Consider the following 26,598-nt stretch of genomic DNA (forward strand, 5'->3'; position numbering starts at 1 on the left):
GCGGGCCCTGAAGGGGCCCGTCAGGGGCGCGGGGCTGTGACATATGCGGCTCCGCCGCGCGGGCGCGACCAGCCACAACGGGCCCGCAGATCCCCACGCACCTGAAGCACCCGAACTAGAACCCCGGCGGCTCCGTGTAAATCCCCCACTCGTCCCGCAGGACACCACAGATCTCCCCAAGGGTCGCCTCCGCACGGACCGCCTCCAGCATGGGCGGAATCATGTTCGCCCCGCCCCGCGCAGCGGCAAGCATGGCGTCGAGAGAGGCCCGCACCCGAGACTCGTCCCGCGCGGCCTTCCGCGAGCCGAGGACCTTGACCTGCTCCCGCTCCACCTCGTGGGAGACCCGCAGGATCTCCAGATCACCGGTGACGGACCCGTGGTGGACATTCACGCCCACAACACGCTTGTCGCCCTTCTCCAGGGACTGCTGGTACTGGAAGGCCGACTCGGCGATCTCACCGGTGAACCAGCCGTCCTCTATGCCGCGCAGGATGCCCGAGGTGATCGGCCCGATCGGGTGCTGCCCGTCCGGGTGGGCACGGCGCCCCCGCTCCTTGATCTGCTCGAAGATCTTCTCGGCGTCGGCCTCGATGCGGTCGGTGAGCTGCTCGACGTACCAGGAGCCGCCGAGCGGGTCCGCCACGTTCGCGACGCCCGTCTCCTCCATGAGCACCTGCTGCGTGCGCAGCGCGATCTCGGCGGCCTGCTCGCTCGGCAGCGCGAGGGTCTCGTCGAGGGCGTTCGTGTGCAGGGAGTTCGTGCCACCGAGAACCGCGGACAGGGCCTCGACAGCGGTGCGTACGACGTTGTTGTAGGGCTGCTGGGCGGTGAGCGAGACCCCGGCCGTCTGCGTGTGGAAGCGCAGCCACTGGGCCTTGTCGGTCTGCGCCCCGTACACGTCCCGCATCCAGCGGGCCCAGATGCGGCGGGCGGCGCGGAACTTGGCGATCTCCTCGAAGAAGTCCAGGTGCGCGTCGAAGAAGAAGCTCAGGCCGGGCGCGAAGACGTCCACGTCCATGCCGCGGCTCAGCCCCAGCTCGACGTACCCGAAGCCGTCCGCGAGGGTGTAGGCGAGCTCCTGCGCGGCCGTCGCCCCGGCCTCGCGGATGTGGTAGCCGGAGACGGAAAGGGGCTTGTACGCGGGGATGTCGCGCGCGCAGTGCTCCATCAGGTCGCCGATGAGGCGCAGGTGCGGCTCGGGCTGGAAGAGCCACTCCTTCTGCGCGATGTACTCCTTGAAGATGTCCGTCTGGAGGGTGCCGTTCAGGACGGCCGGGTCGATGCCCTGCCGCTCGGCGGCGACGAGATACATGCAGAAGACGGGGACGGCGGGTCCGGAGATCGTCATCGACGTCGTCACGTCACCGAGCGGGATGTCCTTGAACAGGACCTCCATGTCGGCGGCCGAGTCGATGGCGACCCCGCAGTGCCCGACCTCGCCCAGGGACTGGGGCTCGTCGGAGTCCCTGCCCATCAGGGTCGGCATGTCGAAGGCCACGGAGAGCCCGCCGCCGCCGTTGGCCAGGATCATCTTGTAGCGCTCGTTCGTCTGCTCGGCGTTGCCGAAGCCGGCGAACTGGCGGATGGTCCAGGTCCGGCCGCGGTAGCCGGTGGGGTGGAGTCCGCGGGTGAAGGGGTATTCGCCGGGCCATCCGATCCGCTCGAAGCCCTCATAGGTGTCCCCGGACCGTGGCCCGTAGACCGGCTCGACCGGGTCGCCGGAGAGCGTGGTGAAATCCGCGTCGCGCTTCTTCGCGGTGTCGTACCGGGCCTGCCAGCGACGGCGGCCCTCCTCGATGGCGTCAGCGTCCATACCCTCGAATTTACTTGGACGTCCTAGTAAATGTCGAGGCGTGGCGCCACCGGCTACGCCGAAGCGCCGTCACGGGCAGGCCCGTGACGGCGCTTCGAGCGGTGAGGCTAGGCCTTCGCGGTGGCCGGGGAGTCGTCGACGATCAGCGGCTCGACCTCGCGCACGACCTTGCGCTCCACGAAGAACGCGGCGGTCGGGATGGTGCCGGAGACGAGCACCCACAGGAGCTTGCCGAACGGCCACTTCGCCTTGGACCCCAGGTCGAAGGCGAAGATCAGGTAGATGATGTAGAGGACGCCGTGGACCTGGGAGACGACCAGCGTCAGGCCCTCGCCCTTGTCGAAGCCGTACTTGAAAATCATGCAGGTGCACAGCACGAGCAACATGACGGCGGTGACATAGGCCATCACCCGGTAACGGGTCAGCACGCTTCGCTTCATGCCCACGAGCGTATCGGCCCGTTTTGCGCGATCTTCGGGCGGCCCCGGCACGAGCGGAACCCGAGGTTCTACTGCTCCTCGAAGTCCTCGGCGGCGACCCGCAGCGGCCGCAGCATCGCGAAGATCTCCGCGCACTCCTCGGCGTCGTACACCCCGAGCCCGAAGTCCATCGCCATCAGCTCGCGGGTGGCCGCCTCGACGACCTCGCGGCCCTTCTCCGTGATGGAGGCGAGGGTGCCGCGACCGTCGTTCGGGTTGGGGCGCTTGTCGACCAGGCCGGACCTGACCAGCCGGTCGACGGTGTTGGTGACGGACGTGGGATGGACCATGAGCCGCTCGCCGATCTTGGACATCGGCAACTCGCCCGCCTGCGAGAACGTGAGCAGGACCAGCGCCTCGTACCGCGCGAAGGTCAGTCCGTACGGCTTGACGACCGCGTCGACCTCGCCGAGCAGGATCTGGTGCGCCCGCATGATCGAGGTGATCGCGCCCATGGCCGGAACGGATCCCCAGCGCTGCTTCCAGAGCTCGTCGGCGCGGGCGATGGGATCGAAGGGGAGGCTGAGCGGCTTCGGCACGCCAAAGACCTTACCCGCCGGTCACATGGTGGTCTGCCCCGTCTCGCAATTCGGTCGGCTGTTCCAGCGGACCCGGGGAGGCGCCAGGGGCCGGGGCCGGGACCGCCGTACGGCGCGTCGCGCGGACCTCGGCGGCGAGGGCGAGGCAGCAGACCGTGCCGAGCACCCCCGACGCGGCGACGACGGTGCTCACCGCGAAGAACTCCGCGGCCAGCCCCGCGAGCGCCATCCCGATCCCCTGGATCGTCATGAGCCCCGCCGTGTGCACGGTCATGGCGCGCCCGCGCAGCTCCTCGGGCACGGCGTCGACGAACCACCGGTCCACACCCAGCGTGTACGCGGATCCGGCCCCGGCGAGCACGAGCGTGAGCATCGCCCACAGCAGGCCCGGCGTGAGCGCGTACACGGCCAGCGGCAGGAGCGTGCACGAGACGAGGGGCAGGGCGATGCGGGCCCGGCTGGTCGCGGAGAGCGCGGACCCGACGTACAGCTCCGCCGCGATCGTGCCGACCGGCAGCGCGCACATCAGGAGCCCGACGCCCGCGACTCCGACGCCGATCTGGTCGGCGTAGGGAGCGGCGAGTGCCTCCGGGGCGACCATGAACATCGGCGGTACCCACAGGAGCAGCAGCAGCGCCCTGATCCGCCGGTCGCCGAGCACCTGCCCGGCGCCGCTGAGCGAGTACTTCAGCAGGGCGGCGCCGCCGCTCCCGCGCGCGGGCCTGCGCCTGGTCCCGAAGCGCAGCAACAGCGCCGAAGCGGCGAACGTGCAGACGGTGATGAGGAGCGCCCCGCGCGGCGACACCACGGTGAGCAGCACGCCGCCGAGCCCGAATCCGACCAGGAGGGAGCTCTGCGAGACGATCCGCAGCAGGGAGCGCCCGAGGATGAACAGGTCGCCGTCCCCGAGGATGTCGGTGAGGGTGGCCATCCGCGTCCCGTTGAACACCGGCGACACGAGGGCGATGGCGCACCGCAGCGCGAGCAGCCCGAAGACCGGCGTGGCGGGCATGGCCATGAGCGCCGCGCACCCGGCGCACGCCACGTCGCACAGCACGAGCACCCTGCGCGGCGGGTACCGGTCGGCGATCCCGGAGAGCAGGGTTCCGCCGACGAGGAAGGGCAGCATCCCGAGCGCGAAGGTGAGCGCGCCGAGCAGCGGCGAGCCGGTGAGCCCGTACACGAGGACGGTGAGCGCGACCTCGCTGACGACGACGCCGAGCAGGGAGAGGGCGTGGGCGAGGAAGACGGCGCGGAACTCGCGGATCGTGAACAGGCGGAGGTAGCCGGTGGGTTCGGGGGCGACGGGTTTCTCTACGGGCATGCCCGCACCCTGCACGCGCACGTGCCCGTCGCCCTAGAGTTTCGGTTCCAGGCGAATCATGGGGGTGGGCGCGTGCCGAACCGGTTGCACTTCGGGCCCGACGATCTTTTGCGGTGCCGGTTCGCCGTGTCGCCTCTGTGGGAGACGCAGGAGGCCGTGCGGACCCTGAAGCGGCCCGAACGGCACGGCTATCACCCGCAGTGGCTGCGGCGGATCCGCGGGGCTGGCGACGGGCTCGAACTCGAGGCGCTGTGGCTCCTGATGCCGGTGCGCGGCTACGCCCCGGACTTCATCGGCCCGCCGCCCATCGGCCCCGCGGCCACCTTCGATGAGGAGATCGCGGCGGTGCGCGCGGCCGACCCCGAGGCCGCGCGCCAGGAGCTCGCGCGGTCGCTCGCCTGCACCGCGGGGGCGGCGGAGTCGGCCCGGGGCCGCGCGCTGCTCGCCGATCCCGCACGCGCGGTCCGGGAGCTCGCGGATGTCATGGAGGCCGCCTGGCACACCCTCGTCGAGCCGGACTGGCCCCGGCTGCGCGCCCTCCTGGAGGCGGACGTCACCTTCCACTCGCGGCGGCTCGCGGAGGTCGGCCTCGGCACACTGGTGGCCGAGCTGGACCCGCGGTTCGCCTGGGAGGCGGACACGCTGACCGTCGCGCGGCGTGACGACCATGTGCGGCATCTGGCGGGCCAGGGCCTGGTCCTGATGCCCAGCGTCTTCGCCTGGCCGGACGTGGTGGGCGGCCACGAACCGCCCTGGCAGCCGACCCTGGTCTATCCCGCCCGCGGTCTCGCCGGACTCTGGGCCGAGCCGGGCGACCGTACGCCCGAGGCGCTCGTACGGCTCCTTGGCCGGGGCAGGGCCGCCGTCCTCGCCGCGCTCACCGACCCCGCCACCACCTCGGCACTCGCACACCGGCTCGGACTCGCGCCCTCGTCCGTCTCCGCGCACCTCGGGGCCCTGCGCGGCGCGGGTCTGCTGGTCTCGCGGCGGTACGGGCACCAGGTCCTCTACGAGCGCACTCCGCTCGGCATCGCGCTGGCGAACGGCGGCGGCACCTGAGAGGGCCCGCCAGATCCGAAGGGGCCGCCCGGTGTCGTAACCAAGTGCGATTGGACCGTTATGTAACGATTGCCCGGTCACCGTCGCCCAAGGGGGCTGGATGTACCGGCTGCTCCGCACGTTCACCGCACTCACGGCCCTCACGGCCCTCGGGCTCACGGCAGGGTGCTCCGCCGAATCCGGCACGAAGAGCAAGGAACGGACGGCCACCGAGGCCGGACCCTCCACCCAGGCCTCCCAGAAGGCGGCACGAAGCGCCTTCTGGGTCGACCCGGAGAGCGCCGCCGCCCGGCAGGTCAGACAGTGGGAGCAGGAGGGCCGCACCCAGGACGCCGACGCGCTCAGGCGGATCTCCGAGCAGCCCATGGCCGTGTGGCCCGCGGGCGACGACCCGGCCCCGGACATCAAGGCGGCCGTCGACGGCGCCGCGCAGGGCGACCGCACCGCCGTGCTCGTCGCGTACAACATCCCGCACCGCGACTGCGGCAATCACTCCGCGGGCGGCGCGCACAGCTCGGACTTCTACCGGCAGTGGATCGACAAGTTCGCCGGCACCATCGGCGACCGGCCGGCCGTCGTCATCCTGGAGCCTGACGCGGTCCCGCACATCGTGGACGGCTGCACCCCCGCCGAATACCACGCCGACCGCTACCAACTGCTCTCCGAAGCCATCCAGCGGCTCAAGCAGCAGCCCCGGGTGAAGGTCTACCTGGACGCGGGCAACCCCAGCTGGATCACCCAGGCGGGCAAGCTCGCCGAGCCGCTCCAGCAGGCGGGGATCGCGCAGGCGGACGGCTTCTCGCTGAACGTGTCGAACTTCCAGAGCGACGAGACCATCAAGTCGTACGGCCGCAGCCTCTCCGGGCTCGTCGGCGGCAAGCACTTCGTGATGGACACCAGCCGCAACGGCAAGGGCCCGCTCGCCGGTAACCGTGAGGACGCCTGGTGCAACCCGCCGGGCCGTGGCCTCGGCACCCCGCCCACGGACAAGACCGGTGACGCACTCCTGGACGCGGTCCTGTGGATCAAGCGCCCCGGCGACTCGGACGGACCGTGCAGGGGCGGCCCGGCGGCGGGCCAGTGGTGGCCCGACTACGCGCTCGGTCTCGCGCGCAACGCCAAGGCCACCTGACCGCGGCCACCGGGGACGGCGGGTGCGGCTACTTCTGGCCCACGTGGATCCACTTCGCCTCCGACGACGTACCGTCCTGGTCCGTCACGAACAGCATGTACCAACCCGGCGGCACCAGCGCGGTGTCGCCCTTGGGTACCTGCACCGTCACCTCGCCCTTGCCCTTGGTGAGGCCGAGCGCGATCGACCGCTGCTCGACGTCCGTCGTGTGCGTCACGGCGCTGGGGCGCATCAGACGGGCCGAGGCGATCTTCCCGGGATTCTCCGTGCGGAACGTGGCGCGGTGGTCCGCCGCGAGCTCCTCCGGGCCCTCGCCGAGAACCGGACGGTTGTTGCCCGCCTTGTGCAGCGTGGGCGGCGTGAAGACCTCCATGCGCTGCTCGAAGTGGCCGAGCTTGGTGTTCTCCTGGTTGTCGAAGAGCGGGTCGGAGCCGAAGGTGACGACCCGTCCGTCGGGCAGGAGCAGCGCCTCGGAGTGGTAGTTGCGGCCCACCTTGGGGGACGCGGCCTCGTGGAAGCTGTTCGACTTGGGGTCGTAGAACTGCGCCTTGAGGATGTTGCTGCCGCCGCGCCCTCGGTAGTCCTTGGATCCGTTGGACGTGAACACGGAGTCGTCGGGCAGGATCACGCTGTTCAAGTAGCGGGTGCCCTGCGGCAGTTCGGGACCCGTCCTGAAGGCCGGGCTCTTCTCCTTGAGGTCCACCACGGCCGTGCGCCGGGTCGCCTTGTCGGACTCGCCGACGCCTCCGCCGCCCAAGATCATCACCTTCTGGTCCTGCGCCGGGGGCAGCAGGAGTGACGCGGACGTCTCGGTCTGGTCCTTGTCCACGAGGCCGGGGATCTTCTCGAACTTGTTCGTCTCCAGGTCCCACAGGCCCGGCTCACGGCCCTTGTCGGCGGGCCCGTAACCCGCGTTCGACGCCGGGTAGAAGAGCTTGCCGCCCTTGGTGAGGAAGAGCGCCGGGTAGGTCGGGAAGTAGCGCTTGGGGCCGTCGGTCCACTTCTTCGTCTTCGGGTCGTAGATCTCGTTGTCGCCCGGGTCGATCATGCCCACGTCGTCGAGGCCGGAGACCGCGAGCACCTTCCCGTCGTCGAGACCGACGAGCGTGGGATACCAACGGGCCTTGTCCATCGGCTCCACCGGGACATACTTCTCGGCCTTCGGGTCGAACTCGTACGCCGCCTTGATCCCCTGGAAGTCCTGCTTGTCCATGGTGATCTTCTCGGCGATCCCGTACGCCTTGTCCGCGGCCTTGCCGGTGAGGCCCTCGATCTCGTACTGCGCGGACTTCTCCGTGACGAACCCGTCGCCCTCCTGGGCGGCCTCCACGAAGACGCGCGCCTCGCTCGCCTTGACCGTCGTCTTCCAGGGCTTCATCACACCGGACTTGGTGTACGTGATCTCGTAGTCCCGCTTGGCCTTGGGGACCTTGACGTCGAACTTGCTCACGTACTCGATGCCCGACGGCGAGCGGAACCGGGTGCCCTTCTTGAGGGTGAGGGGCTTGTCGGGGTTCTCGTTCTTGACGCGCATGCCGCCGCCGGCGCGGTTGATCTCGCCGTCGAGGAGTTCGTAGCGTGCCGTGCCGCCGGCCACCAGGAGGCGGCCGTCGGGGAGTTGGGCGTGGCCCGCGCAGAAGAAGTCCTCCGGCGTCCTGACCTTCTTGAAGGTGTCCGTCTTCGGGTCCCAGAGGATCGTGTCGAAGGAGCCCTTGTCGAACTTCTTCTGCTCGTTCCCGGAGCCCGCGACGATCAGGACCTTGCCGGTGTGCAGGAGCGCGGCGTGGATGGCGTTGGTGCGGAACTCCTCGGGGATGCCGATCTGCTTCCAGGAGCCGTACTTGGCCTTGTAGCCGGGCTGGGCGATCTTGTACTCGTAGTACTGCTCCTCGGCGAAGGAGAGCGCCGCCGGTGCGTTGAGTCCCACGAGAAGAGCGCCTGCCCCGACTCCGAGGAGTGTCTTCTTCGTCCGCTGAGAGGGCCGGTAAGCCATGGGTCAGTTCCCTCCTGTCGTCGTACCGGTGGCGAACGCCGGCTCCGGCTCGCCGTCCGCACCCTGGGTGCCGAGCCCTTCCGCGTCCTTCCTGGCGCGCTGCCGGATCCGCTCGCGGGCCTTTTCCCGCACCGCGCCCGCCCTGCGCTCCTTGACCAGCGAGAAGCTCCAGACGGCGACCGGGGCGAGCGCGATGACCAGCGCGAGGACGGACCAGGTACGCATCGCGGCGTGGGTGTGACCGAGCACGAACGAGGCCGCGAGGGAACTGGCGAGAACCACCGCCCAGCAGAGGTGGATCCGGAAGGTGAGCACCCGGTCGGGGCTCGCGTCACCGCCCTTGGGCGTCACCACGAAGCGGCTCGGGCGGCGCACGACGGCGGCGCCGAGCGACTTGGCGTAGATGGGCGCGGAGAGCGCGGACATCGCCATCCCGGCGAGGCCTCCGGAGCCCGCTGGCTCGTGCGGCGAGACGTTGTGCCGGCGGTTCCAGAGGTAGAGCCCCACCTGGAGCGCCGCCGCGTCGCTGTAGAGCATCAGCCAGACGGAGGCGGCGACCTGCGTACCGGACGCCCCGAACCAGAGGAACAGCACACAACTCAGCACGCCGAGCACCCAGTTGACGGCCGTCATGGGGTAGTAGACGAGCATCATCGTGTACGAGAAGAGACGGCCGGGCGGCATCGTGAACGGCGCCTTCCAGTACTGCTTGAACAGCGTCTCGTACGTCCCGCGTGACCAGCGCATCTGCTGGGTGAAGAAGTCCGTCCAGGAGGCGGGACCCTCACCGACGGCGAGCACGTCCGGGGTGTAGACCGACTGCCAGTGGCGCCTGGTGACGGGGTTCTTGTGGCGGTGCAGCTCGAAGCCGGTCGCCATGTCCTCGGTGATCGAGTCGTACAGGCCGCCGACCTGGCGCAGCGCCTGGATGCGTACGACGTTGTTGGTGCCGACGAACATGGGGGCGCGGTAGCGGTTGCCGGCGCGCTGGATCAGGGCGTGGAAGAGGAACTGCTGGGACTCGGCGGCCTTGGTGACGGGCGAGTCGTAGTTGCCGTACACCTGGGGCCCGACGACGAACGCGACGTCGTCGTCCCGGAAGTAGCCCATCATCCGCTCCAGGAAGTTGGGGAGCGGGACGTGGTCGGTGTCCACGGAGGCGAAGAAGTCGTACTCTCCGCCGTGCATCGCGAGCCAGGCGTTGTAGTTGCCGTGCTTGGTGCGGGCCTTGTGGACACCCTTCTCGCGGTTCCACTCGGGCACTCCGTTGCGGGTGAAGTGGCGGACGCCGAGTTCGGCGCAGAGTGCCTTCGCGTCGTCGTCGTCACCTTCGTCGAGGAGCCAGACGTCGAGGGGTCCGGTGTGGTGTATGCGCTTCGCGCCCTCAAGGGTGGCGCGGACCATGCTGAGGGGTTCCTTGCCCGGGACGTACGTCGTGAGGAACGCGACGCGGGTGCCGGGTTCGGGGGTGACGGGGATCGGGTCCCTCGCCATCATCGTCGCGTGGGCGATGGATATGACGTTGACGAGCATGAAGAGCTCGATCAGGCCGATGGCCACGAGCATCGTGGCGTCGAGCCAGATGAGCCAGCGGTCGGCGCCCTCGCGTTCCGTCCAGTGGGTCGGCCACACGAGGTACACGAGGAGGAGACCGGTGAGGACGGGGGCGAGCGTCATCAGGATGACGGCCCGTATTCGGTGGGGCTCACTGGAGAGAAGCTTGTTGTACCGCACCCGGTAGCGGCCTCCGTCGCCGTCCGGCTCCATGAGCGGTCCGGCGAGTGTGCTGTGGGTGTCGTAGTCGTAGCCCTCCGGCCGCACAGCGCCCTCCAGGTCGTGGGGTGATCTGGGTCTGGCAGGTTCAGGTGCGAACGAGCCGATACCCTCACAAAAGTGGAGTTTCCTCGGCGTGTCGAACGGGGTGCGTCCGTGCGAGGGGTTTTAAGCTGCGCGGTTCGACTGGGGTTGCGGGACGAGCGCCGGGGTGCGGGGCTACGGGAAAGCTTGTTCGCCCAGGGTCGGACGCGGGGAAACGGGTGGGTGGGCGGGAAAAGTCTGTAGCTCAGCGCGCCGCCGGGGCCCGGCGAACAAGGCCGCTCCGCGCAAGGCAGACCTCAGGACCGCGCAACCGGCCGTAGGCGATGCCGCATGGCCCGCTGCGCGATCGGCCCCAGCTCCTCAACCGCGGCCACCAGGAGGGACAGTTGCTCCAGGGCGTCCAACGCCCTGGACGCCCCGGCCTCGTCGACCCCCTCGTACAGCTCTATCCCCACGAAGGACGCCGCCACCGCCCGCGCAAGGCCCACGGGGTCCGCGAACTCCCCCAGCGGCGTCGACGCGAGGACCCGGACCAGGACCTTCTCGATCTCCTCGATCCACAGGGCAAGCCCCGCGGCCGTCGCGGGAGCGAGACGAGGCTGCGTCTGAGCTCCCGCGAGGAGCTGCCCGAGGACCGCGACATGCCCCGCGGCCCGCTCCTCCTCATGCATCTCGCGGCCGAATTCGAGAAGTTCCCCCAGCGAGGACACCGCGTCCAGCCGCTCCCGATACCGCGATACGCGCTGCTCGGAGCCATGGCGGCAGGCCGCGGCCAGAAGCTCGTCGACCGACCCGAAGTGGTAGAAGACCAGCGCCTGATTGACCCCGGCGGCGGCCGCGATCGTCCGCGCGGACGTCTTCGCGATGCCCTGCTCCGTCAGCGTACGCAGGGCCCCTTCGAGGAGTTTCCGCTTGGTGTCGGCGCTCACGCCCTCGCCTCCTCGCGCACGGGCCGCAGCCCCGGCCGCACACCCCGGCCGCGGACATCCGTGTACTCCGCCGTGAAGGAACCCTCGTACCCGAAGAGTGGCCCGAAGTGCCGGTTCACCACCCGGACCTGGATGCGGAAGCGGCCCGCGGTGTCGTCGTAGGACTCCCGCACCTCCGCGTCGCCGCCGATCAGGCCGGGGACGCGAACATCGACCGGCCCCTCCCGGAAGCGGTGCGTCCCGGAGCGGATCAGCAAGGAGCCGTCCGGTTCCGCCCGGAGGTGGAGGTCGCTCGCGAGGTGCTGGTGGGTGCCGAGGTAGTCGAGGATCCGGTCGCCCTTGGGGCCCAGGACCATCTGGGCGTCGAAGCGGCGGGAGCGTCCTGGCAGATCGAAGGTGCGCACGAAGCTCACCGTCTCACGGCCGAAGGTGTCGAGGTACGGCACGTTCTCGATGGTGAAGGGCACATGGCGTCCCGCGCGCGGGACGAGGATGTTGCGGGTGCCTCCCGCCGCCAGGAACGGTTTCACGAAGCCCCTGCCGTGCCAGATGCGGTCCATGACGCCCCGCCCCGTGCACGCCTCGCCACTCGCCAGGCCCACGGAGAAGCGGCGTTGCAACTGGGGATGCAGGCGGTCGAAGTCGGCGCCCATCACCGTACGGAAGATCGATGAACGCATCACCGCTCCTGGAGGGTCGTCAGGACGCGCGGCGCACGCGTGCGTGCAGGTGGATTACGGAGGCAGCGGCGGGCCGCAGGTGTCGTCGGCAGGGGCGGCAGGACGAAGGCGAGCGCCAGGGCGGCCGGGGCCATCATCGGCGCGGCGACGACGGCCACGAGCACGCACCCGAAGCGTGCCCCCACCTCGGCCAGCGCGTGCAGCAGTTGACGCTCGGGCGTGATCCCCCGCTCCAGCCAGAGCCGGAGCCGGTCGAAGGACCAGGCCGTGGCCCAGCCCATCAGGGGCCGGAAGGCGACCCGGTCGGCGAGCGCGCCGAAGCGGCCCCAGCGCGGCCGGTAGTCGTAGCCGGTGAGGAAGCGGATGCCGCCGCCGGGGACGGGGACGTAACGCCAGTAGCCCGAGCCCTCCTGGAGGAGCGACAGCGGGTGCGGTGACGCGAAGCGCAGTGCCGAGGTCCTGGTGCCGTCCGCGCGGCGCTTCTCGCCCGCGGAGATCCCGGTACCCGCGACGGTCAGGAAGGGCAGTACGCGCGTGCCGTACCGGAAGTGCTGCGGCTCGCCCGGTTCCTGCGGCAGGTAGTCGATCTCGGTGAAGCGGAGGTCCCAGCGCTGGTGCTGGGACGGCTCCTGGGTGCGTGCCCAGAGCTCGTCGAGGTCGGCGTTTATGCGTGCTTCGACGTACAGGCTCACGACATACCCCCATGTCACTGCGGTTTTGAGCGACCGCTCAAGAGGATCGTAAGGATTTTTGAGCATCCGCTCAAGTCCAGGAAGACGAAGAAGCCCCCGCCGGCTACCGGCGGGGGCTCTTTCCGTGCGGGGGCGGCTGCTAGACGGAGAGGTGTCGCTCCACCGTCTCGACCTTGGACGTCATCCCGTCCGTCACCCCGGGGCGGATGTCCGCCTTCATGACGACGGAGACACGCGGCGCCCGCGCCTCGACGGCGGCGACGGCACGCTTGACGACGTCCATCACCTCGTCCCACTCCCCCTCGACGGAGGTGAACATCGCGTCCGTCCGGTTGGGCAGGCCGGATTCACGGACCACACGGACCGCCTCGGCGACGTACTCACCCACGTCCTCGCCGACGCCGAGCGGAGTCACGGAGAAGGCGACGATCATGCGCTCACGACACCTTCGCGGCGGGCGCGCGACGCGATGACGGCGGCCTCGGCCTCGCGCTTCAGCTTCCGCTCGGCGAAGAAGCCGCCGGCCGGCAGGACGGAGAGGACGAAGTAGAGGGCGGCCGTCTTCAGGTCCCACTTCGTGCGGTTCCAGGCGTCGAGCCAGAACAGCACGTACAGGATGAAGAGCACGCCGTGGACCATGCCCATCACCGGCACGGCGTTGAACTCCGTGGTCCGCTTGAGCACCGAGCAGATGATCAGGAGCAGGAAGGAGACGGCCTCGGGGGCCGAGACCAGACGGAGGCGGCGGAGTGCGGAAGCGGTCTTGATGTCCACGGATCACCTTCGGTGTGAGGCGGGAGCGAGGGGGCGGGGCCGCTCGACGGCATCGATCTCCTGAATGCGATCTTGTGAATGCGCGCACAAGCGACCCCCATTGTGACATCGGGGTGTTCTCCGGGTTCGCTCAGGGGCCGTTGCCCTGTTCCGACCCCATATCCGACGGCTACCGTCGATACGTGGCAACGTTCCGACTGCAAGGCAGCAGGGTGCTCGCCGTGGACATGTCCGGCGACGCCGTCAAGGCGAAGAACGGCTCGATGGTCGCGTACGACGGCCAGATGGCCTTCAAAAAGATGACCGGCGGCGGTGAGGGCATACGAGGAATGGTGACCCGCCGCGTCACCGGCGAGCAGATGACGGTGATGGAGGTGAAGGGGCACGGCACGTGCTGGTTCGCCGACCGCGCCACCGAGATCAACCTCGTGCAGTTGCGCGGCGAGAAGCTCTTCGTCGAGTCCGACAATCTCCTGTGCACGGACGGGGGCCTGCGCACGGGCACTCATTTCACCGGCGTGCGCGGCGCCTCGCAGGGCAACGGCCTGTTCACCACGACCGTCGAAGGCTCGGGTCAGGCGGCGATCATGTCCCAAGGACCGGCGGTGGTGCTGCGCGTGAGCCGGCAATATCCCCTGACGGTGGACCCGGGGGCGTATGTCGCGCATCAAGGAGACCTCCACCAGCACCTCCAGTCGGGCGTCACTTTCCGTACGTTGCTGGGCGAGGGCGGCGGCGAGGCCTTCCAGATCCGCTTCGAGGGCGAGGGACTCGTCTACGTCCAGCCCAGCGAGCGGACCACGATCGCGGGGGACGTCTGACATGCCTTTCCGGGAGATCAATTCGAAGATGGTCGAGGCGACCGTCGTGCCGGGCCAGCGGCTGTTCAGCCAGCGCGGCGCCATGCTCGCCTACAAGGGAGACGTCGCCTTCACCCCGAACGTCCAGGGCGGCCAGGGTGGCATCGCCTCCATGATCGGGCGCCGGGTCGCGGGCGAGGCGACGCCCCTGATGACCGTCGAGGGCAGCGGCACGGTCCTCTTCGGGCACGGCGGCCACCACATCCAGGTGATCACGCTCTCCGGGGACACCCTCTACGTGGAGGCGGACCGGCTGCTGGCCTTCGACGGGACGCTCCAGCAGGGCACGATGTTCATGGGCTCGCAGGGCGGCGTTATGGGCATGGTCCGCGGGCAGGTCACCGGCCAGGGCCTCTTCACGACCACCCTCAAGGGCCAGGGCTCGGTCGCCGTCATGGCGCACGGCGGCGTCATCGAGGTGCCGATCATCCCGCAGCGCCCGGTCCACGTCGACCCCCAGGCATACGTGGCGCACCACGGCGACGTACGCAACAAGCTCTCCACGGCGCTCGGCTGGCGCGACATGGTGGGGCGGGGCTCGGGCGAGGCCTTCCAGCTCGAGCTGTCCGGAAGTGGTGCGGTGTACGTCCAGGCGTCGGAGGAGAAGCTGTGAACCCCTCAATGCCCGTGGGAGCGCCCGCGGCCCTCGACCCGATGACGCTGCCGAGCGACGACAGCGTGAACGCGTACACCTTCTGCGTGGAGCTCAAGGGGAGCCAGTGGTTCCTGCAGAAGGGGAAGATGATCGCCTACTACGGGTCGATCGAGTTCAACGGCATCGGGCACGGCCGCCTGGACCGTCTGGTGCGCACGAGTTTCCATTCGCCGCTGCACGCGAGCGACTGGGTGGTGGCCGACGGCCAGGGCAAGATGCTCCTCGCCGACCGGGCCTTCGACGTGAATTCGTACGACCTCGAAGACGGCAACCTGACCATTCGCTCGGGCAACCTCCTCGCTTTTCAGCCAACTCTCGCGCTGAAGCAGTCCATCGTTCCGGGCTTTCTGACCCTGATCGGAACCGGAAAGTTCGTGGCCGCGTCGAACGGCCCGGTGGTGTTCATGGAGCCGCCGATCCGGGTCGACCCCCAGGCCCTCGTGGGCTGGGCGGACTGCCCTTCGCCCTGCCATCACTACGACCACGGGTATCTGACCGGAGTCATCGGGGGCGTACGGGCACTGACCGGGATCGGTGGAACCTCAGGTGAGGAGCACCAATTCGAGTTCGTCGGGGCGGGCACGGTGCTCCTGCAGTCCTCGGAGGCGCTGATGGCCGAGCAGGCGACGGGTGCGGTGCCGCAGCAGGCGGGCGTGCCGGGCGGTCAGGGTGCGCCGGGCCGGCATGCTCCACACGGCCAGCAGCCGGGACAACCACGCCTTCCCGGACAACTGGGGGACCTCCAGCGTCGCTTCGGGCTGTGAGCGGTAGTCTGCGGAGTGTGACGGGCGAACGCCTGTGCCCCTCTGACAACTGGGGGTCAGAGGCGCGTGTCACACACCCACATTCGTTCACCTTTCAACTTCTTAGGTAGAATCGATTTCATGGAGACCGATACGGCCCCGCAGTGGCTGACCAACGAGGAACAGTGCGCCTGGCGCACCCACGTAGAGGTCAACAGGATGCTGACCTATCAGCTCGAGAAGGACCTCCAGCCGTTCAACCTGACCATGAACGACTACGACATCCTCGTGCATCTCTCCGAATCGGAAGAGAAGCGGATGCGTATGAGCGATCTCGCGGCCGCCACACTCCAGTCCAAGAGCCGCCTGTCCCATCAGATCACCCGTATGGAGAACGCGGGCCTGGTCCGCCGGGAGAACTGCGAGTCCGACCGGCGCGGGCTCTACACCGTCCTCACGGACGAGGGCATGGAGACCATGCAGCGGGTCGCCCCGCACCACGTGGACTCGGTCCGCAAGCACTTCGTCGACCTGATCTCGCCCGAGGCGCTCGGCGAACTCCACAAGGCCCTGACCCCGATCGCGGAACATCTCCGCGCCCAGCGGGGCAAGCCCTGACCCTCACGACGCGGCGGCAGGGACCCTGAGCTCGAAGAGCGCTCCCCCGCCGGGGGCCTCCTTGACCGTGAGGGTCCCGCCGTGGCGTGCGGCGACGTCGCGCGCGATGGCGAGGCCCAGGCCCGCCCCGCCGTCATCCCTGGTGCGGGCGTCGTCGAGGCGGACGAAGCGCTCGAAGATCCGGTCGCGTTCACCCTCCGGCACGCCGTCCCCGTCGTCGGAGACCTCGAGGACCGCCCACGGCCCGTCGGCGCGGGTGGCGACCGTGACGTGCGAGCGTGCGTGGCGCTGCGCGTTGTTCACGAGGTTGCCGAGCACGCGCGCCAACTGGTTCCGAGAGCCGGTGACTTCGACGTTCTTCAGATCCATACGTACGTCGGCGCGGTCCCGTGTGCGCTGCGACAGTTCCTCGCGCGCCAGGGCCGCCAGGTCCACGTGCCCCTCGCCCGGCTTCTCACCCGCGTCGAGACGGGCGAGGAGGAGCAGATCGGCGGCCAGTTCCTGCAGTCGTACGGTGTCCTCGACCGCGCCCTCCACATCCAGCAACTCCGGGTGGGCCGCGCCCACTTCGAGCTGGGTGCGCAAGGAGGCGATGGGGCTGCGCAGTTCGTGCGAGGCGTCGGCCACGAAGCGGCGCTGACGTTCCACCGAGCTCTGCAGGGCGGCGAGCGTCTCGTTCGTGGTCGTGGCCAGGCGGGCGATCTCGTCGTGCGTGTCCGGCTCGGGCACGCGCCGCGCGAGATCCTCCGATGCGGTGATCGCCGCCATCTCGGAGCGGATCGCGTCGACCGGGCGCAGGGCGCGGCGCGTCACCAGCCAGGTCACCAGGGCGATCACGGCGAGGAGCAGCGGGAAACCGATGAGCATGGACGTCAACGCCGTCGACACGGCGCTCTGCCGGGCAGCCAGCGGGCTGCCCGCGAACACGGTGAGGTCGCCCTTCTTGCCGACGCTCACCTCGACCTCGGCGAAGCGGTATTCCTCCGTCTCGCCGTCGACGGTGGCGGAACCCGAGGTGAAGTGTGGTTCGTCCTCGGAGATTTCGACCGGTTCGGCCGCGTCCCCCGTGCTCGCGCCGTCGTCATCGTCGTCCTCCTGCCCCTGGTCCTGCTCGCGGCCGGGCGAGGACGCCGGCCGGGGCTTGACGGCGGTCACACCCGTGCCGCTGATGCGCTCCAGGTCCTCGCTGGCGGCGACGAGCCGTCCGTCGCCGTCGACGATCTGGACCGGGCTCTCGTCGCCATCGGGCAGGTCCAGATCGCCGTACGCGATGTCCGGGGTGAGCTGCGCCGCGACACGGCGGGCGGAGGACTCGGCCTGGGCGTTGGCCTGGTCGGTCAGATTGTTGCTCAGCGAGAGCAGGACGGCGGCTCCGGCGGCGACCAGTGCGACGGCGACGACGAGGGTGGCGCCGATCGTCGCCCTGGCGCGTACGGAACTGAAGAAGCGCCTCATCGGGGGGCCTCCAGGCGGTATCCGGCGCCGCGCACGGTCTTGATGAGCGGCGCTCCGAGCTTGCGCCGCAGGGCGCTGATGTACACCTCGACGATGTTCGGGTCACCTTCGTAGGCGAAGTCCCAGACGTGCTCCAGGATGTCGCCCTTGGAGACGACCTCGCCCGTGCGCAGCACGAGCTGCTCAAGGACCGCGAACTCCTTGGCGGTGAGCGTCACTTCCTCGCTGTCTCCACGGAAGACGCGGCGGGCGGCGGTGTCGACCTTGAGGTCGCCGAGGATGTGGACGGGTGACGGCCCCGCGTTGCCGCGGCGGCGCAGGAGGGCCTTCACACGGGCAACGAGCACCACGTACGAGAAGGGCTTGGTGAGGTAGTCGTCGGCGCCCGTGTCGAGCCCCTCGGCCTCGTCGTACTCGCCGTCCTTGGCCGTGAGCATCAGGATCGGTACGTCGTGACCGGCGGCGCGCAGGGTGGAGCAGACGCGGTAGCCGTTCATGCCGGGCAGCATGATGTCGAGGATGACCAGGTCGTACGTCCCCTCGCTCGCCCGGTGCAGTCCGTCGACGCCGTCGTGCTCGACGTCCACGGCGTAGCCCTCGGCCGTGAGGCCCTTGGCGAGCGACAGGGCGAGCCGCTTTTCGTCCTCCACGATCAACAGGCGCATGCGTTCAGGGTCGCAGAGGGAACCTGAAGAGTTCTTCAGGTGGCTTCAGGCTGGCTTCAGGGTCGCTCAGCCAGATTGGTTCTTGTCGAAAGCGAACGGCAGCGGCCCCCGGGCCGCACAGCCACCGTCTCGGGAGGAACCCCTTATGAAGCGCAACATCGTCATCGCCACCGTCGCAGCCCTGGCCCTGGCCGGGGGCGGTACGGCGACAGCGCTCGCTGCCACCGGCGACGACGACTCGTCGGCCGCCGCCAAGAAGTCGAGCGTCCAGCTGAAGGACGGCAACCGGGACAACGACCGTGACGACGACCGTTACGACGACCGGGACAACGACCAGGACGACGCCAAGGAGAACAGCGCCGAGGCGAAGGCCGCCAAGGTGACGGCCGCCGACGCGATCAAGGCGGCGCTGGCCGACAAGTCCGGTACCGCGGTCTCCGCCGAGCTGGACGACGAGGACAACGGCGGCCTGGTCTGGGACGTCGACATCCTCGGCAAGGGCAGCACCTGGCACAGCGTGCAGGTCGACCCGGGCACCGGCAAGGTCCTCGGCTCGCACACCGAGCAGGACGAGGACGGCGACGCGAACCGCGTGGCCGCCGCCCTGAAGGGTGCGTCCACCAACGCGGAGGACGCGGCTAAGGCCGCCGCCGCGAAGGGCACGGTCACGTCCGTGGACCTGGACGACGACGGCACGGCCAAGGCCTGGGACGCGGAGACGGCCTCCGGCAAGGGTGCGGAGTCCGACTGGAAGGTGGACCTGCGGTCGGGCAAGGTCTCCGCGGACAAGTCGGACAGCCACGATGACAATGACTCCGACGACAACGACTCGGACGACGACGGCTCCGACGACTGACGGATCCCCCCTCCGCCAGTCAGCCCCACCGCCCCGCAGGGATTCCCCTGCGGGGCGGTTCGCGTCGCGGGCTCGGGGTTACTTTTCCGGCTGCGCCTCGTCTCCCGGCTTCGCTTCGCGTTCCGGCTTCGCTTCGTCTTCCGGCCTTGCCTCGTCTTGTGGCTTCGCCCTGAACCGCCGCTTCGCGGCGGATCTTTCCCGCCCACCCACCCGTTACCCCGGGGTAATGGGTGGGTGGGCGGGAGACATCGCCGCCAAGCGGCGGCATGTTCGGCCGCCGACCACCGGCAGCAGCGGTTCCGGCGCCCCGCCGGATCACCCAACCGGTCCGCCACCCCAGCCAGAAGTCAAGCCAGCCACCACCTCGACCCGAGGCCAAGGAGGCCCCGCCTCAACCCGAGGTCAAGCTCGCGACCAGCTCATCCGCCGCCGCGTAAGGCGACAGCTCCCCCGCCACGATCCGCTCCGCCAGAGCCGAAAGCCGCGCGTCACCGTGAAGGTCCGCGATCCGCTCCCGCAGGGCCGTGACCGCGATGGTCTCCACCTCGCGGGCCGCCCGCGCGGCGCGACGCTCGGCCAGGACACCCCGCTCCTCCATCCACGCCCGGTGCTTCTCCAGGGCCTCGACGACCTCGTCGATCCCCTCGCCCCGCGCGGCCACCGTCTTCACGATGGGCGGGCGCCAGTCCCCGGCACCGCGCGACTCCCCGAGCCCCAGCATGTGGTTCAGTTCGCGCGCGGTCGCGTCCGCGCCGTCCCGGTCCGCCTTGTTGACGACGTACACGTCACCGATCTCCAGGATTCCGGCCTTCGCCGCCTGGATCCCGTCCCCCATCCCGGGGGCGAGGAGCACCACCGACGTGTCCGCCTGCGAGGCGATCTCCACCTCGGACTGGCCCACGCCGACCGTCTCGACCAGGATCACGTCACAGCCCGCCGCGTCCAGTACGCGGATCGCCTGCGGAGCCGACCATGCCAGGCCGCCCAGGTGGCCGCGCGTCGCCATGGAGCGGATGTAGACCCCGGGGTCGGACGCGTGCTCCGACATCCGGACCCGGTCGCCGAGCAGCGCGCCCCCGGAGAAGGGCGACGAGGGGTCGACGGCGAGGACGCCGACCCGCTTGCCCGCACGCCGGTACGCCGAGACCAGCGCCGACGTCGAAGTCGATTTGCCGACACCGGGAGATCCGGTGAGGCCCACCACGTACGCGTGGCCCGCCAGCGGAGCCAGCGCCGCCATGACCTCGCGGAGCTGCGGGGACGCCCCCTCGACCAGTGAGATCAGCCGGGCCACGGCCCGTGGCCTGCCCTCGCGGGCCTGTGCCACCAGGGAGGGGACGTCCTGCATGTCAGACAGCTCCGTTCCTAGACGTAGAGAAGGCGTACCCGCGCGAAACGCGTCAGGACCTCAGGCCTTCGCCACCTTCACGATCAGCGCGTCACCTTGCCCGCCGCCACCGCAGAGCGCCGCGGCACCCACGCCGCCGCCCCGCCGCTTCAGCTCAAGGGCGAGGTGCAGGACGACGCGTGCGCCGGACATCCCGATCGGGTGACCCAGGGCAATGGCACCGCCGTTGACGTTCACCTTTTCCGAGGACACCCCGAGGTCCTTCATTGACTGCACCGCGACCGCGGCGAACGCCTCGTTGATCTCGATCAGGTCGAGGTCGGCGACGTCCAGGCCCTCCTTCTTCAGGGCGTGCTTGATGGCGTTCGACGGCTGCGACTGGAGCGAGTTGTCCGGGCCCGCCACGTTGCCGTGCGCCCCGATCTCCGCGATCCAGTCGAGGCCGAGCTCCTCGGCCTTGGCCTTGGACATCACGACGACTGCCGCGGCGCCGTCGGAGATCTGCGAGGAGGTGCCCGCCGTGATCGTGCCGTCCTTGGTGAAGGCGGGGCGCAGCTTGCCGAGCGACTCGGCGGTCGTCTCGGCGCGGATGCCCTCGTCCTTGGAGAACAGGACCGGGTCGCCCTTGCGCTGCGGGATCTCGACCGGGGTGATCTCGGCCTCGAAGATGCCGTTCTTCTGGGCGGCGGCCGCGCGCTGGTGGGAGCCCGCGGCGATCTCGTCCTGCTCGGGGCGCGCGATGCCGAGGCGGGTGTTGTGCTTCTCCGTGGACTCGCCCATGGCGATGTTCTCGAAGGAGTCGGTCAGGCCGTCGTACGCCATGGAGTCGAGCATTTCGATGGCGCCGTACTTGTAGCCCTCGCGCGACTTCGGGAGGAGGTGCGGCGCGTTCGTCATCGACTCCTGGCCGCCGGCGACGACGATGTCGAACTCGCCCGCGCGGATCAGCTGGTCGGCGAGCGCGATCGCGTCGAGCCCGGAGAGGCACACCTTGTTGACGGTGAGTGCCGGGACGTTCATGGGGATGCCCGCCTTGACGGCGGCCTGGCGTGCCGGGATCTGCCCTGCCCCGGCGGTGAGCACCTGGCCCATGATCACGTACTGCACCTGGTCGCCGCCGATCCCGGCCCGCTCCAGCGCGGCCTTGATCGCGAAACCGCCCAGGTCGGCGCCGGAGAAGGACTTCAGGGAGCCGAGCAGGCGGCCCATGGGCGTCCGCGCGCCCGCGACGATCACTGAGGTGGTACCGGTCGTTCCAGACATGTGCCACGGCCCCTTGGGAGGAGGAGTTAATGAGGGTTTACTTGAATGTACTGAGCGGTACGCCGCCCGTCATCGGGCGCTAGGTGTGATCGCGCGCACGTTGCGTAATCACCGCCGGAAAGGCTGCACTTACATCATGCTGACGCGAATCGATCACATCGGGATCGCCTGTTTCGACCTCGACAAGACCGTCGAGTTCTACCGGGAGACATATGGCTTCACGGTGTTCCACACCGAGGTCAACGAAGAGCAGGGCGTGCGCGAGGCCATGCTGAAGATCAATGAGACGAGTGACGGCGGCGCTTCCTACCTGCAGCTCCTCGAACCCACTCGCGACGACTCCGCCGTGGGCAAGTGGCTGGCCAAGAACGGCGAGGGCGTGCACCACATCGCTTTCGGCACCGCGGACGTGGACGGCGACGCCGCGGCCATCAAGGACAAGGGCGTACGCGTCCTCTACGAGGAGCCCCGCATCGGGTCCATGGGCTCCCGCATCACCTTCCTGCACCCCAAGGACTGTCACGGTGTGCTGACCGAACTCGTCACCTCGGCAGTCAAGGAGTCACCGGAGCACTGACCTCCGCATACTTGGGCCGGTAGGGTTGGGGGCGGCCGTCCGAATTTCCGGGCGGCCGGCCGTCCGTACGCTGGGCGGCCGCTTACCGGGGTCCGGGTTTCGGGGGACGAGCGTCAGGGCGGCAGCCCAAGCTCCGCTGTTGATCTGACACCATTCCCCGTAGGGCCCCGTTCGGCGGATGGACAGGGCTCGTACGCAGAGACTTGCGACCGGAGTGGGGTCTCCCCTGCTCGAACGAAGTTCAGGGCTTGGGGAAGGATGGGACCGCGCAGTGCGGGGCTACGAACGCCAAGAGAGCTCGCGGGCTGAGACGGACCATCTTTCGCGGTTCGAGGCCGAGATGGACCGGCTGAAGACCGAGCGAGAGAAGGCTGTTCAGCACGCCGAAGACCTCGGCTACCAGGTCGAGGTGTTGCGCGCCAAGCTGCACGAGGCGCGCCGCAACCTCGCGTCCCGCCCTGCCTATGACGGCGCGGACATCGGTTACCAGGCCGAGCAGTTGCTCCGTAACGCCCAGATCCAGGCCGACCAGCTGCGCCAGGACGCCGAGCGGGAGCTGCGCGACGCCCGTGCGCAGACCCAGCGCATCCTCCAGGAGCACGCCGAGCAGCAGGCCAGGCTCCAGTCCGAGCTGCACTCCGAGGCGGTGTCGCGCCGTCAGCAGCTCGACCACGAGCTGTCCGAGCGCCGCCAGACCGTCGAGTCGCACGTCAACGAGAACGTGGCGTGGGCCGAGCAGCTGCGGGCGCGCACCGAACAGCAGGCGCGCCGCCTGCTCGACGAGTCGCGCGCCGAAGCCGATCAGGCCCTGGCCGCCGCCCGCGCCGAGGCCGAGCGCGTGGCCGAAGAGGCCCGCCAGCGCATGTCCAGCGACGCCGAGTCGGCCCGCGCCGAGGCCGAGGCGATCCTGCGCCGGGCCCGCACGGACGCCGAGCGCCTCCTGAACGCCGCGTCCACGCAGGCGCAGGAGGCCACTGACCACGCGGAGCAGCTGCGTTCGTCCACGGCCACCGAGTCCGAGCAGGCACGCCGGCAGGCCACCGAGGCGAGCCGGGCCGCCGAGCAGCGCATGGCGGAGGCCGAGACGGCGCTGCGCGAGGCGCGCGCCGAGGCCGACAAGGTCCTCTCCGAGGCCAAGGAACTTGCTTCCAAGCAGCTCTCGGCCGCCGAAGGGGCCAACGAACAGCGCACGCGTACGGCCAAGGAGCAGGTCGCGCGGCTTGTCGGCGAGGCCACCAAGGAAGCCGAGGCCACGAAGTCCGAGGCCGAGCAGCTCGTCGCCGACGCGCGCGCCGAGGCCGAGAAGCTGATCAAGGACGCCGCCGAGAAGGCGCGCACGATCACCGCCGAGGAGACCGCGGGCCAGCTCGCCAAGGCGGCCCGTACGGCGGAGGACGTACTGGAGAAGGCGTCCAAGGACGCCAAGGACACGACGAAGGCCGCCACCGAGGAGGCCGAGCGGATCCGCAGCGAGGCCGAGGCCGAGGCGGACCGGCTGCGCGCCGAGGCGCACGACATCGCCGAGGGGCTCAAGGGCACGGCGAAGGACGACACCAAGGAGTACCGCGCCAAGACCGTCGAGCTGCAGGAGGAGGCGCGCAGGCTGCGCGGCGAGGCCGAGCAGCTGCGGGCCGACGCGGTCACCGAAGGTGAGCGGATCAGGAGCGAGGCCCGGCGCGAGGCCGTCCAGCAGATCGAGGAGGCGGCCAAGTCCGCCGAGGAGCTGCTCGCCAAGGCGAAGGCGGACGCGGACGAGCTGAAGTCGGCCGCGACCACCGAGAGCGAGCGGGTCCGCACCGAGGCCATCGAGCGCGCCACGAGCCTGCGCAAACAGGCCGAGGAGACCCTGGAGCGCACCCGCGCGGAGGCCGAGCGGCACCGCGAGGAGGCCACCGAGCAGGCCGAGGTCACGAAGTCCGAGGCCGAGGACGCCGCGCGGGCCCTGCACGAGGAGACCGAGCGGGCGATAGCGGCACGTCAGGCCGAGGCGGCCGACGAGCTGACGCGCCTGCACACGGAGGCCGAGGAGCGTCTTGCCTCCGCCGAGCAGGCGCTGACCGACGCCCGCGCGGAGGCCGAGCGCATCCGCAAGGAGGCGGCGGACGAGACGGACCGCCTCCGTTCGGAGTCCGCCGAGCGGATCCGCACCCTGCAGTCGCAGGCCGAGACCGAGGCCGAGCGGCTGCGCACCGAGGCCGCCGCCGACGCCTCGCAGGCGCGCGCCGAGGGCGAGAACATCGCCGTGCGGCTGCGTTCGGACGCCGCGGCCGAGGCCGAGCGCCTCAAAACTGAGGCCCAGGAGTCGGCCGACCGGCTGCGCTCGGAGGCCGCGGCAGCCGCCGAGCGGGTGGGCGCGGAGGCCGCCGAGGCGCTGGCCGCCGCCCAGGAGGAGGCCGCACGGCGCCGCCGGGAGGCCGAGGAGACCCTCAGCTCAGCGCGCGGCGAGGCCGACCAGGAGCGCGAGCGGGCCCGTGAGCAGAGCGAGGAACTCCTCGCGTCCGCCCGCAAGCGCGTCGACGAGGCGCAGGCCGAGGCCGTCCGCCTCGTCGAGGAAGCCGACCGCAGGGCGACCGAGATGGTCTCCGGCGCCGAGCAGACCGCCCAGTCCGTACGGGACTCCGTGGCGGGCCTTCAGGAGTCGGCGCAGGAGGAGATCGCGGGCCTGCGCAGCGCCGCCGAGCACGCGGCGGAGCGCACGAGGACCGAGGCGCAGGAGGAGGCGGACCGTGTCCGCTCCGACGCGTACGCCGAGCGGGAGCGCGCCGCCGAGGACGCCACCCGCACCCGACGCGAGGCCAACGAAGAGTCCGAGGCCGCCAAGTCGCTTGCCGAGCGCACCGTTTCGGAGGCGATCGCGGAGGCCGAGCGGCTGCGTTCGGACGCCTCCGAGTACGCCCAGCGTTCGCGTACGGAAGCCTCGGACGCGATCGCGTCGGCCGAGCAGGACGCGTCCCGCACGCGTGCCGACGCCCGCGAGGACGCCAACCGCATCCGCAGCGACGCGGCGAGCCAGGCCGACCAGTTGATCGGTGAGGCGCGCAGCGAGGCGGAGCGGCTGCAGAACGAGACGGTCGCGGAGGCCGAGCGGCTCAAGGCGGAGACCGTCGCCGAGGCGGAGCGGCTGCGCGCCGAGACGGCCACGGAGGCCGAGCGGGTGCGCTCGGAGTCGGTGGCCAAGGCCGAGAAGCTCATCTCGGACGCGACGGGCGACGCCGAGCGGCTGCGCGCGGACGCCGCCGAGACGGTCGGCTCCGCCCAGCAGCACGCCGAGCGCATCCGGTCCGATGCCGAGCGGGTCAAGGCGGAGGCCGCTGCCGAGGCCGAGCGGCTCACCTCGCAGGCGCGGGACGAGGCCGAACACACCCTGGACGAGGCGCGCCAGGCGGCCAACAAGCGCCGCTCCGAGGCGGCCGAGCAGGTCGACACGCTCATCACGGAGGCGGCGGCCGAGGCCGAGAAGCTGACGAGCGACGCCCAGGAGAAGGCGCTCAAGGCCACCACGGAAGCGGAGGCGCAGGCCGACACGATGGTCGGCGCCGCGCGCTCGGAGGCCGACCGCCTTGTCTCCGAGGCGAGGGTCGAGGGCAACTCCCTGGTGGAGAAGGCCCGTACGGACGCGGACGAACTGCTCGTCGGCGCCCGCAGGGACGCGACGGCCATAAGGGAGCGCTCCGAGGAGCAGCGTGACCGCCTCACCGCGGAGATCGAGGAGCTGCACGAGCGTGCGCGCCGCGAGTCCGCCGAGGCGATGAAGACGGCCGGTGAGCGCTGCGACGCCCTGGTGAAGGCCGCGGAGGAGCAGCGCGCCGAGGCCGAGGCGCAGGCCAAGGAGCTGGTGTCGGACGCGAGTTCAGAGGCCGGCAAGGTCCGCATCTCGGCCGTGAAGCGGGCCGAGGCGCTCCTCAAGGAGGCCGAGACGAAGGTGGCCGAGCTGGTGCGCGAGGCCGAGCGCGTCAAGGCGGAGGCGCAGGCCGAGGCGGAGCGTACGGTCGACGAGGGCAAGCGCGAGCTGGAGGTCCTCGTGCGGCGCCGGGAGGACATCAACGCCGAGATTTCCCGTGTCCAGGATGTGTTGGAGGCGTTGGAATCTTTTGAGGCCCCATCGGTCCCCGCTCCCAAGGATGGTGGCGTGAAGGCCGGCGCGGCGGCGGGTTCGACCCGATCGGGTGGCAAGCCGTCCGAGGGCTAGCCAAAGAACATCTCGCGTGCTTTGTAAGGACCTTCGGCACTGTCGCTGGCAAGTGCTCCGGCGGTTAGCCACTCAAAAGGGGTGTCATTCTCCAGATCAAACGGGCATCTGCTCGATGACACGCCGCTTGGACC

General features: G+C 70.1%; 24 protein-coding genes. 9 read left to right on the forward strand and 15 right to left on the reverse strand.

Features of this window, described 5'->3' with window-relative positions:
- Positions 1–115: 115 nt before the first annotated feature.
- From ACIBCK_RS28185 to ACIBCK_RS28200, 4 genes are all read right to left on the reverse strand, one after another.
- Positions 116–1,816 carry a methylmalonyl-CoA mutase gene (locus ACIBCK_RS28185; protein WP_399394706.1) on the reverse strand — a complete coding sequence of 567 codons (1,701 nt, stop codon included), beginning with the start codon at positions 1,814–1,816 and terminating at the stop codon, positions 116–118.
- A gap of 107 nt (positions 1,817–1,923) precedes the next feature.
- Positions 1,924–2,256 (reverse strand): DUF3817 domain-containing protein, encoded by a 333-nt coding sequence (locus tag ACIBCK_RS28190; RefSeq protein ID WP_399394707.1) that lies wholly within the window; start codon positions 2,254–2,256, stop codon positions 1,924–1,926.
- Positions 2,257–2,324: 68 nt separating this feature from the next.
- Positions 2,325–2,834, reverse strand: a complete 510-nt coding sequence (locus tag ACIBCK_RS28195; RefSeq protein ID WP_399394708.1) for a MarR family winged helix-turn-helix transcriptional regulator — start codon at positions 2,832–2,834, stop codon at positions 2,325–2,327.
- Between the two features lie 10 nt (positions 2,835–2,844).
- Positions 2,845–4,158 (reverse strand): MFS transporter, encoded by a 1,314-nt coding sequence (locus tag ACIBCK_RS28200; protein WP_399394709.1) that lies wholly within the window; start codon positions 4,156–4,158, stop codon positions 2,845–2,847.
- 72 nt (positions 4,159–4,230) lie between these two features.
- Here ACIBCK_RS28200 and ACIBCK_RS28205 point away from each other — a divergent pair, with 72 nt between their 5' ends.
- Both ACIBCK_RS28205 and ACIBCK_RS28210 read left to right on the forward strand, forming a co-directional pair.
- Positions 4,231–5,217 (forward strand): DUF5937 family protein, encoded by a 987-nt coding sequence (locus ACIBCK_RS28205; RefSeq protein ID WP_399394711.1) that lies wholly within the window; start codon positions 4,231–4,233, stop codon positions 5,215–5,217.
- A gap of 100 nt (positions 5,218–5,317) precedes the next feature.
- Positions 5,318–6,349, forward strand: a complete 1,032-nt coding sequence (locus ACIBCK_RS28210; protein WP_399394713.1) for a glycoside hydrolase family 6 protein — start codon at positions 5,318–5,320, stop codon at positions 6,347–6,349.
- 28 nt (positions 6,350–6,377) lie between these two features.
- Here ACIBCK_RS28210 and ACIBCK_RS28215 read toward each other — a convergent pair whose 3' ends face one another.
- From ACIBCK_RS28215 to ACIBCK_RS28245, 7 genes are all read right to left on the reverse strand, one after another.
- Positions 6,378–8,342: a galactose oxidase-like domain-containing protein gene (locus ACIBCK_RS28215; RefSeq protein ID WP_399394714.1), complete on the reverse strand. Its 1,965-nt coding sequence runs from the start codon at positions 8,340–8,342 to the stop codon at positions 6,378–6,380.
- 3 nt (positions 8,343–8,345) lie between these two features.
- The gene (locus ACIBCK_RS28220) at positions 8,346–10,163 is read right to left on the reverse strand and encodes a glycosyltransferase family 2 protein (RefSeq protein ID WP_399394716.1); all 1,818 of its coding nucleotides are present in this window, start codon (positions 10,161–10,163) and stop codon (positions 8,346–8,348) included.
- A 293-nt stretch (positions 10,164–10,456) separates the two neighbouring features.
- Complete coding sequence (locus ACIBCK_RS28225; protein WP_399394718.1) at positions 10,457–11,089, reverse strand: TetR/AcrR family transcriptional regulator; 633 nt, start codon at positions 11,087–11,089, stop codon at positions 10,457–10,459.
- Positions 11,086–11,769 carry a DUF4166 domain-containing protein gene (locus tag ACIBCK_RS28230; RefSeq protein WP_399394720.1) on the reverse strand — a complete coding sequence of 228 codons (684 nt, stop codon included), beginning with the start codon at positions 11,767–11,769 and terminating at the stop codon, positions 11,086–11,088. The genes ACIBCK_RS28225 and ACIBCK_RS28230 overlap by 4 nt, the downstream gene beginning before the upstream one ends.
- On the reverse strand, positions 11,769–12,461 hold the full coding sequence (locus ACIBCK_RS28235) for a hypothetical protein (RefSeq protein WP_399394723.1): 693 nt from the start codon (positions 12,459–12,461) through the stop codon (positions 11,769–11,771). The genes ACIBCK_RS28230 and ACIBCK_RS28235 overlap by 1 nt, the downstream gene beginning before the upstream one ends.
- Positions 12,462–12,600: 139 nt before the next feature.
- Positions 12,601–12,894: an MTH1187 family thiamine-binding protein gene (locus tag ACIBCK_RS28240; RefSeq protein WP_399394724.1), complete on the reverse strand. Its 294-nt coding sequence runs from the start codon at positions 12,892–12,894 to the stop codon at positions 12,601–12,603.
- Positions 12,891–13,235 (reverse strand): DUF3817 domain-containing protein, encoded by a 345-nt coding sequence (locus tag ACIBCK_RS28245; protein WP_399394726.1) that lies wholly within the window; start codon positions 13,233–13,235, stop codon positions 12,891–12,893. Before ACIBCK_RS28245 ends, ACIBCK_RS28240 begins: the two co-directional genes overlap by 4 nt.
- A 182-nt stretch (positions 13,236–13,417) precedes the next feature.
- On the opposite strand from ACIBCK_RS28245, the gene ACIBCK_RS28250 reads away from it, so the two are divergent.
- The 4 genes from ACIBCK_RS28250 to ACIBCK_RS28265 all read left to right on the forward strand — a co-directional run bounded on the left by ACIBCK_RS28250 (position 13,418) and on the right by ACIBCK_RS28265 (position 16,111).
- Complete coding sequence (locus ACIBCK_RS28250; RefSeq protein ID WP_399394727.1) at positions 13,418–14,056, forward strand: AIM24 family protein; 639 nt, start codon at positions 13,418–13,420, stop codon at positions 14,054–14,056.
- A 1-nt stretch (position 14,057) separates the two neighbouring features.
- Complete coding sequence (locus ACIBCK_RS28255; RefSeq protein WP_399394729.1) at positions 14,058–14,708, forward strand: AIM24 family protein; 651 nt, start codon at positions 14,058–14,060, stop codon at positions 14,706–14,708.
- Between the two features lie 8 nt (positions 14,709–14,716).
- Positions 14,717–15,514 (forward strand): AIM24 family protein, encoded by a 798-nt coding sequence (locus tag ACIBCK_RS28260; protein WP_399395311.1) that lies wholly within the window; start codon positions 14,717–14,719, stop codon positions 15,512–15,514.
- A 120-nt stretch (positions 15,515–15,634) separates the two neighbouring features.
- Entirely contained in the window at positions 15,635–16,111 is a 477-nt protein-coding gene (locus ACIBCK_RS28265) for a MarR family transcriptional regulator (RefSeq protein ID WP_363209318.1), read from the forward strand.
- A 3-nt stretch (positions 16,112–16,114) separates the two neighbouring features.
- Here ACIBCK_RS28265 and ACIBCK_RS28270 read toward each other — a convergent pair whose 3' ends face one another.
- Complete coding sequence (locus ACIBCK_RS28270; protein ID WP_399394731.1) at positions 16,115–17,566, reverse strand: sensor histidine kinase; 1,452 nt, start codon at positions 17,564–17,566, stop codon at positions 16,115–16,117.
- Positions 17,563–18,231 carry a response regulator transcription factor gene (locus ACIBCK_RS28275; RefSeq protein WP_399394733.1) on the reverse strand — a complete coding sequence of 223 codons (669 nt, stop codon included), beginning with the start codon at positions 18,229–18,231 and terminating at the stop codon, positions 17,563–17,565. The genes ACIBCK_RS28270 and ACIBCK_RS28275 overlap by 4 nt, the downstream gene beginning before the upstream one ends.
- Before the next feature lie 145 nt (positions 18,232–18,376).
- Between ACIBCK_RS28275 and ACIBCK_RS28280 the strand changes: the two genes are divergently transcribed.
- Positions 18,377–19,087, forward strand: coding sequence for a PepSY domain-containing protein (locus tag ACIBCK_RS28280; RefSeq protein ID WP_399394735.1), 711 nt, complete (start codon positions 18,377–18,379; stop codon positions 19,085–19,087).
- A 391-nt stretch (positions 19,088–19,478) separates the two neighbouring features.
- On the opposite strand, the gene meaB is transcribed toward ACIBCK_RS28280, so the two are convergent.
- Positions 19,479–20,435, reverse strand: coding sequence for a methylmalonyl Co-A mutase-associated GTPase MeaB (meaB, locus tag ACIBCK_RS28285; RefSeq protein WP_399394737.1), 957 nt, complete (start codon positions 20,433–20,435; stop codon positions 19,479–19,481).
- A 60-nt stretch (positions 20,436–20,495) separates the two neighbouring features.
- Positions 20,496–21,698 carry an acetyl-CoA C-acetyltransferase gene (locus tag ACIBCK_RS28290; protein ID WP_399394739.1) on the reverse strand — a complete coding sequence of 401 codons (1,203 nt, stop codon included), beginning with the start codon at positions 21,696–21,698 and terminating at the stop codon, positions 20,496–20,498.
- A 136-nt stretch (positions 21,699–21,834) separates the two neighbouring features.
- Here ACIBCK_RS28290 and mce point away from each other — a divergent pair, with 136 nt between their 5' ends.
- On the forward strand, positions 21,835–22,275 hold the full coding sequence (mce, locus tag ACIBCK_RS28295; protein ID WP_399394741.1) for a methylmalonyl-CoA epimerase: 441 nt from the start codon (positions 21,835–21,837) through the stop codon (positions 22,273–22,275).
- 271 nt (positions 22,276–22,546) lie between these two features.
- Positions 22,547–26,464, forward strand: a complete 3,918-nt coding sequence (scy, locus tag ACIBCK_RS28300; protein WP_399394743.1) for a polarized growth protein Scy — start codon at positions 22,547–22,549, stop codon at positions 26,462–26,464.
- Positions 26,465–26,598: the final 134 nt, after the last annotated feature.

The organism is Streptomyces sp. NPDC051218 (genome assembly GCF_044455475.1).
Classification (GTDB): Bacteria; Actinomycetota; Actinomycetes; order Streptomycetales; family Streptomycetaceae; genus Streptomyces.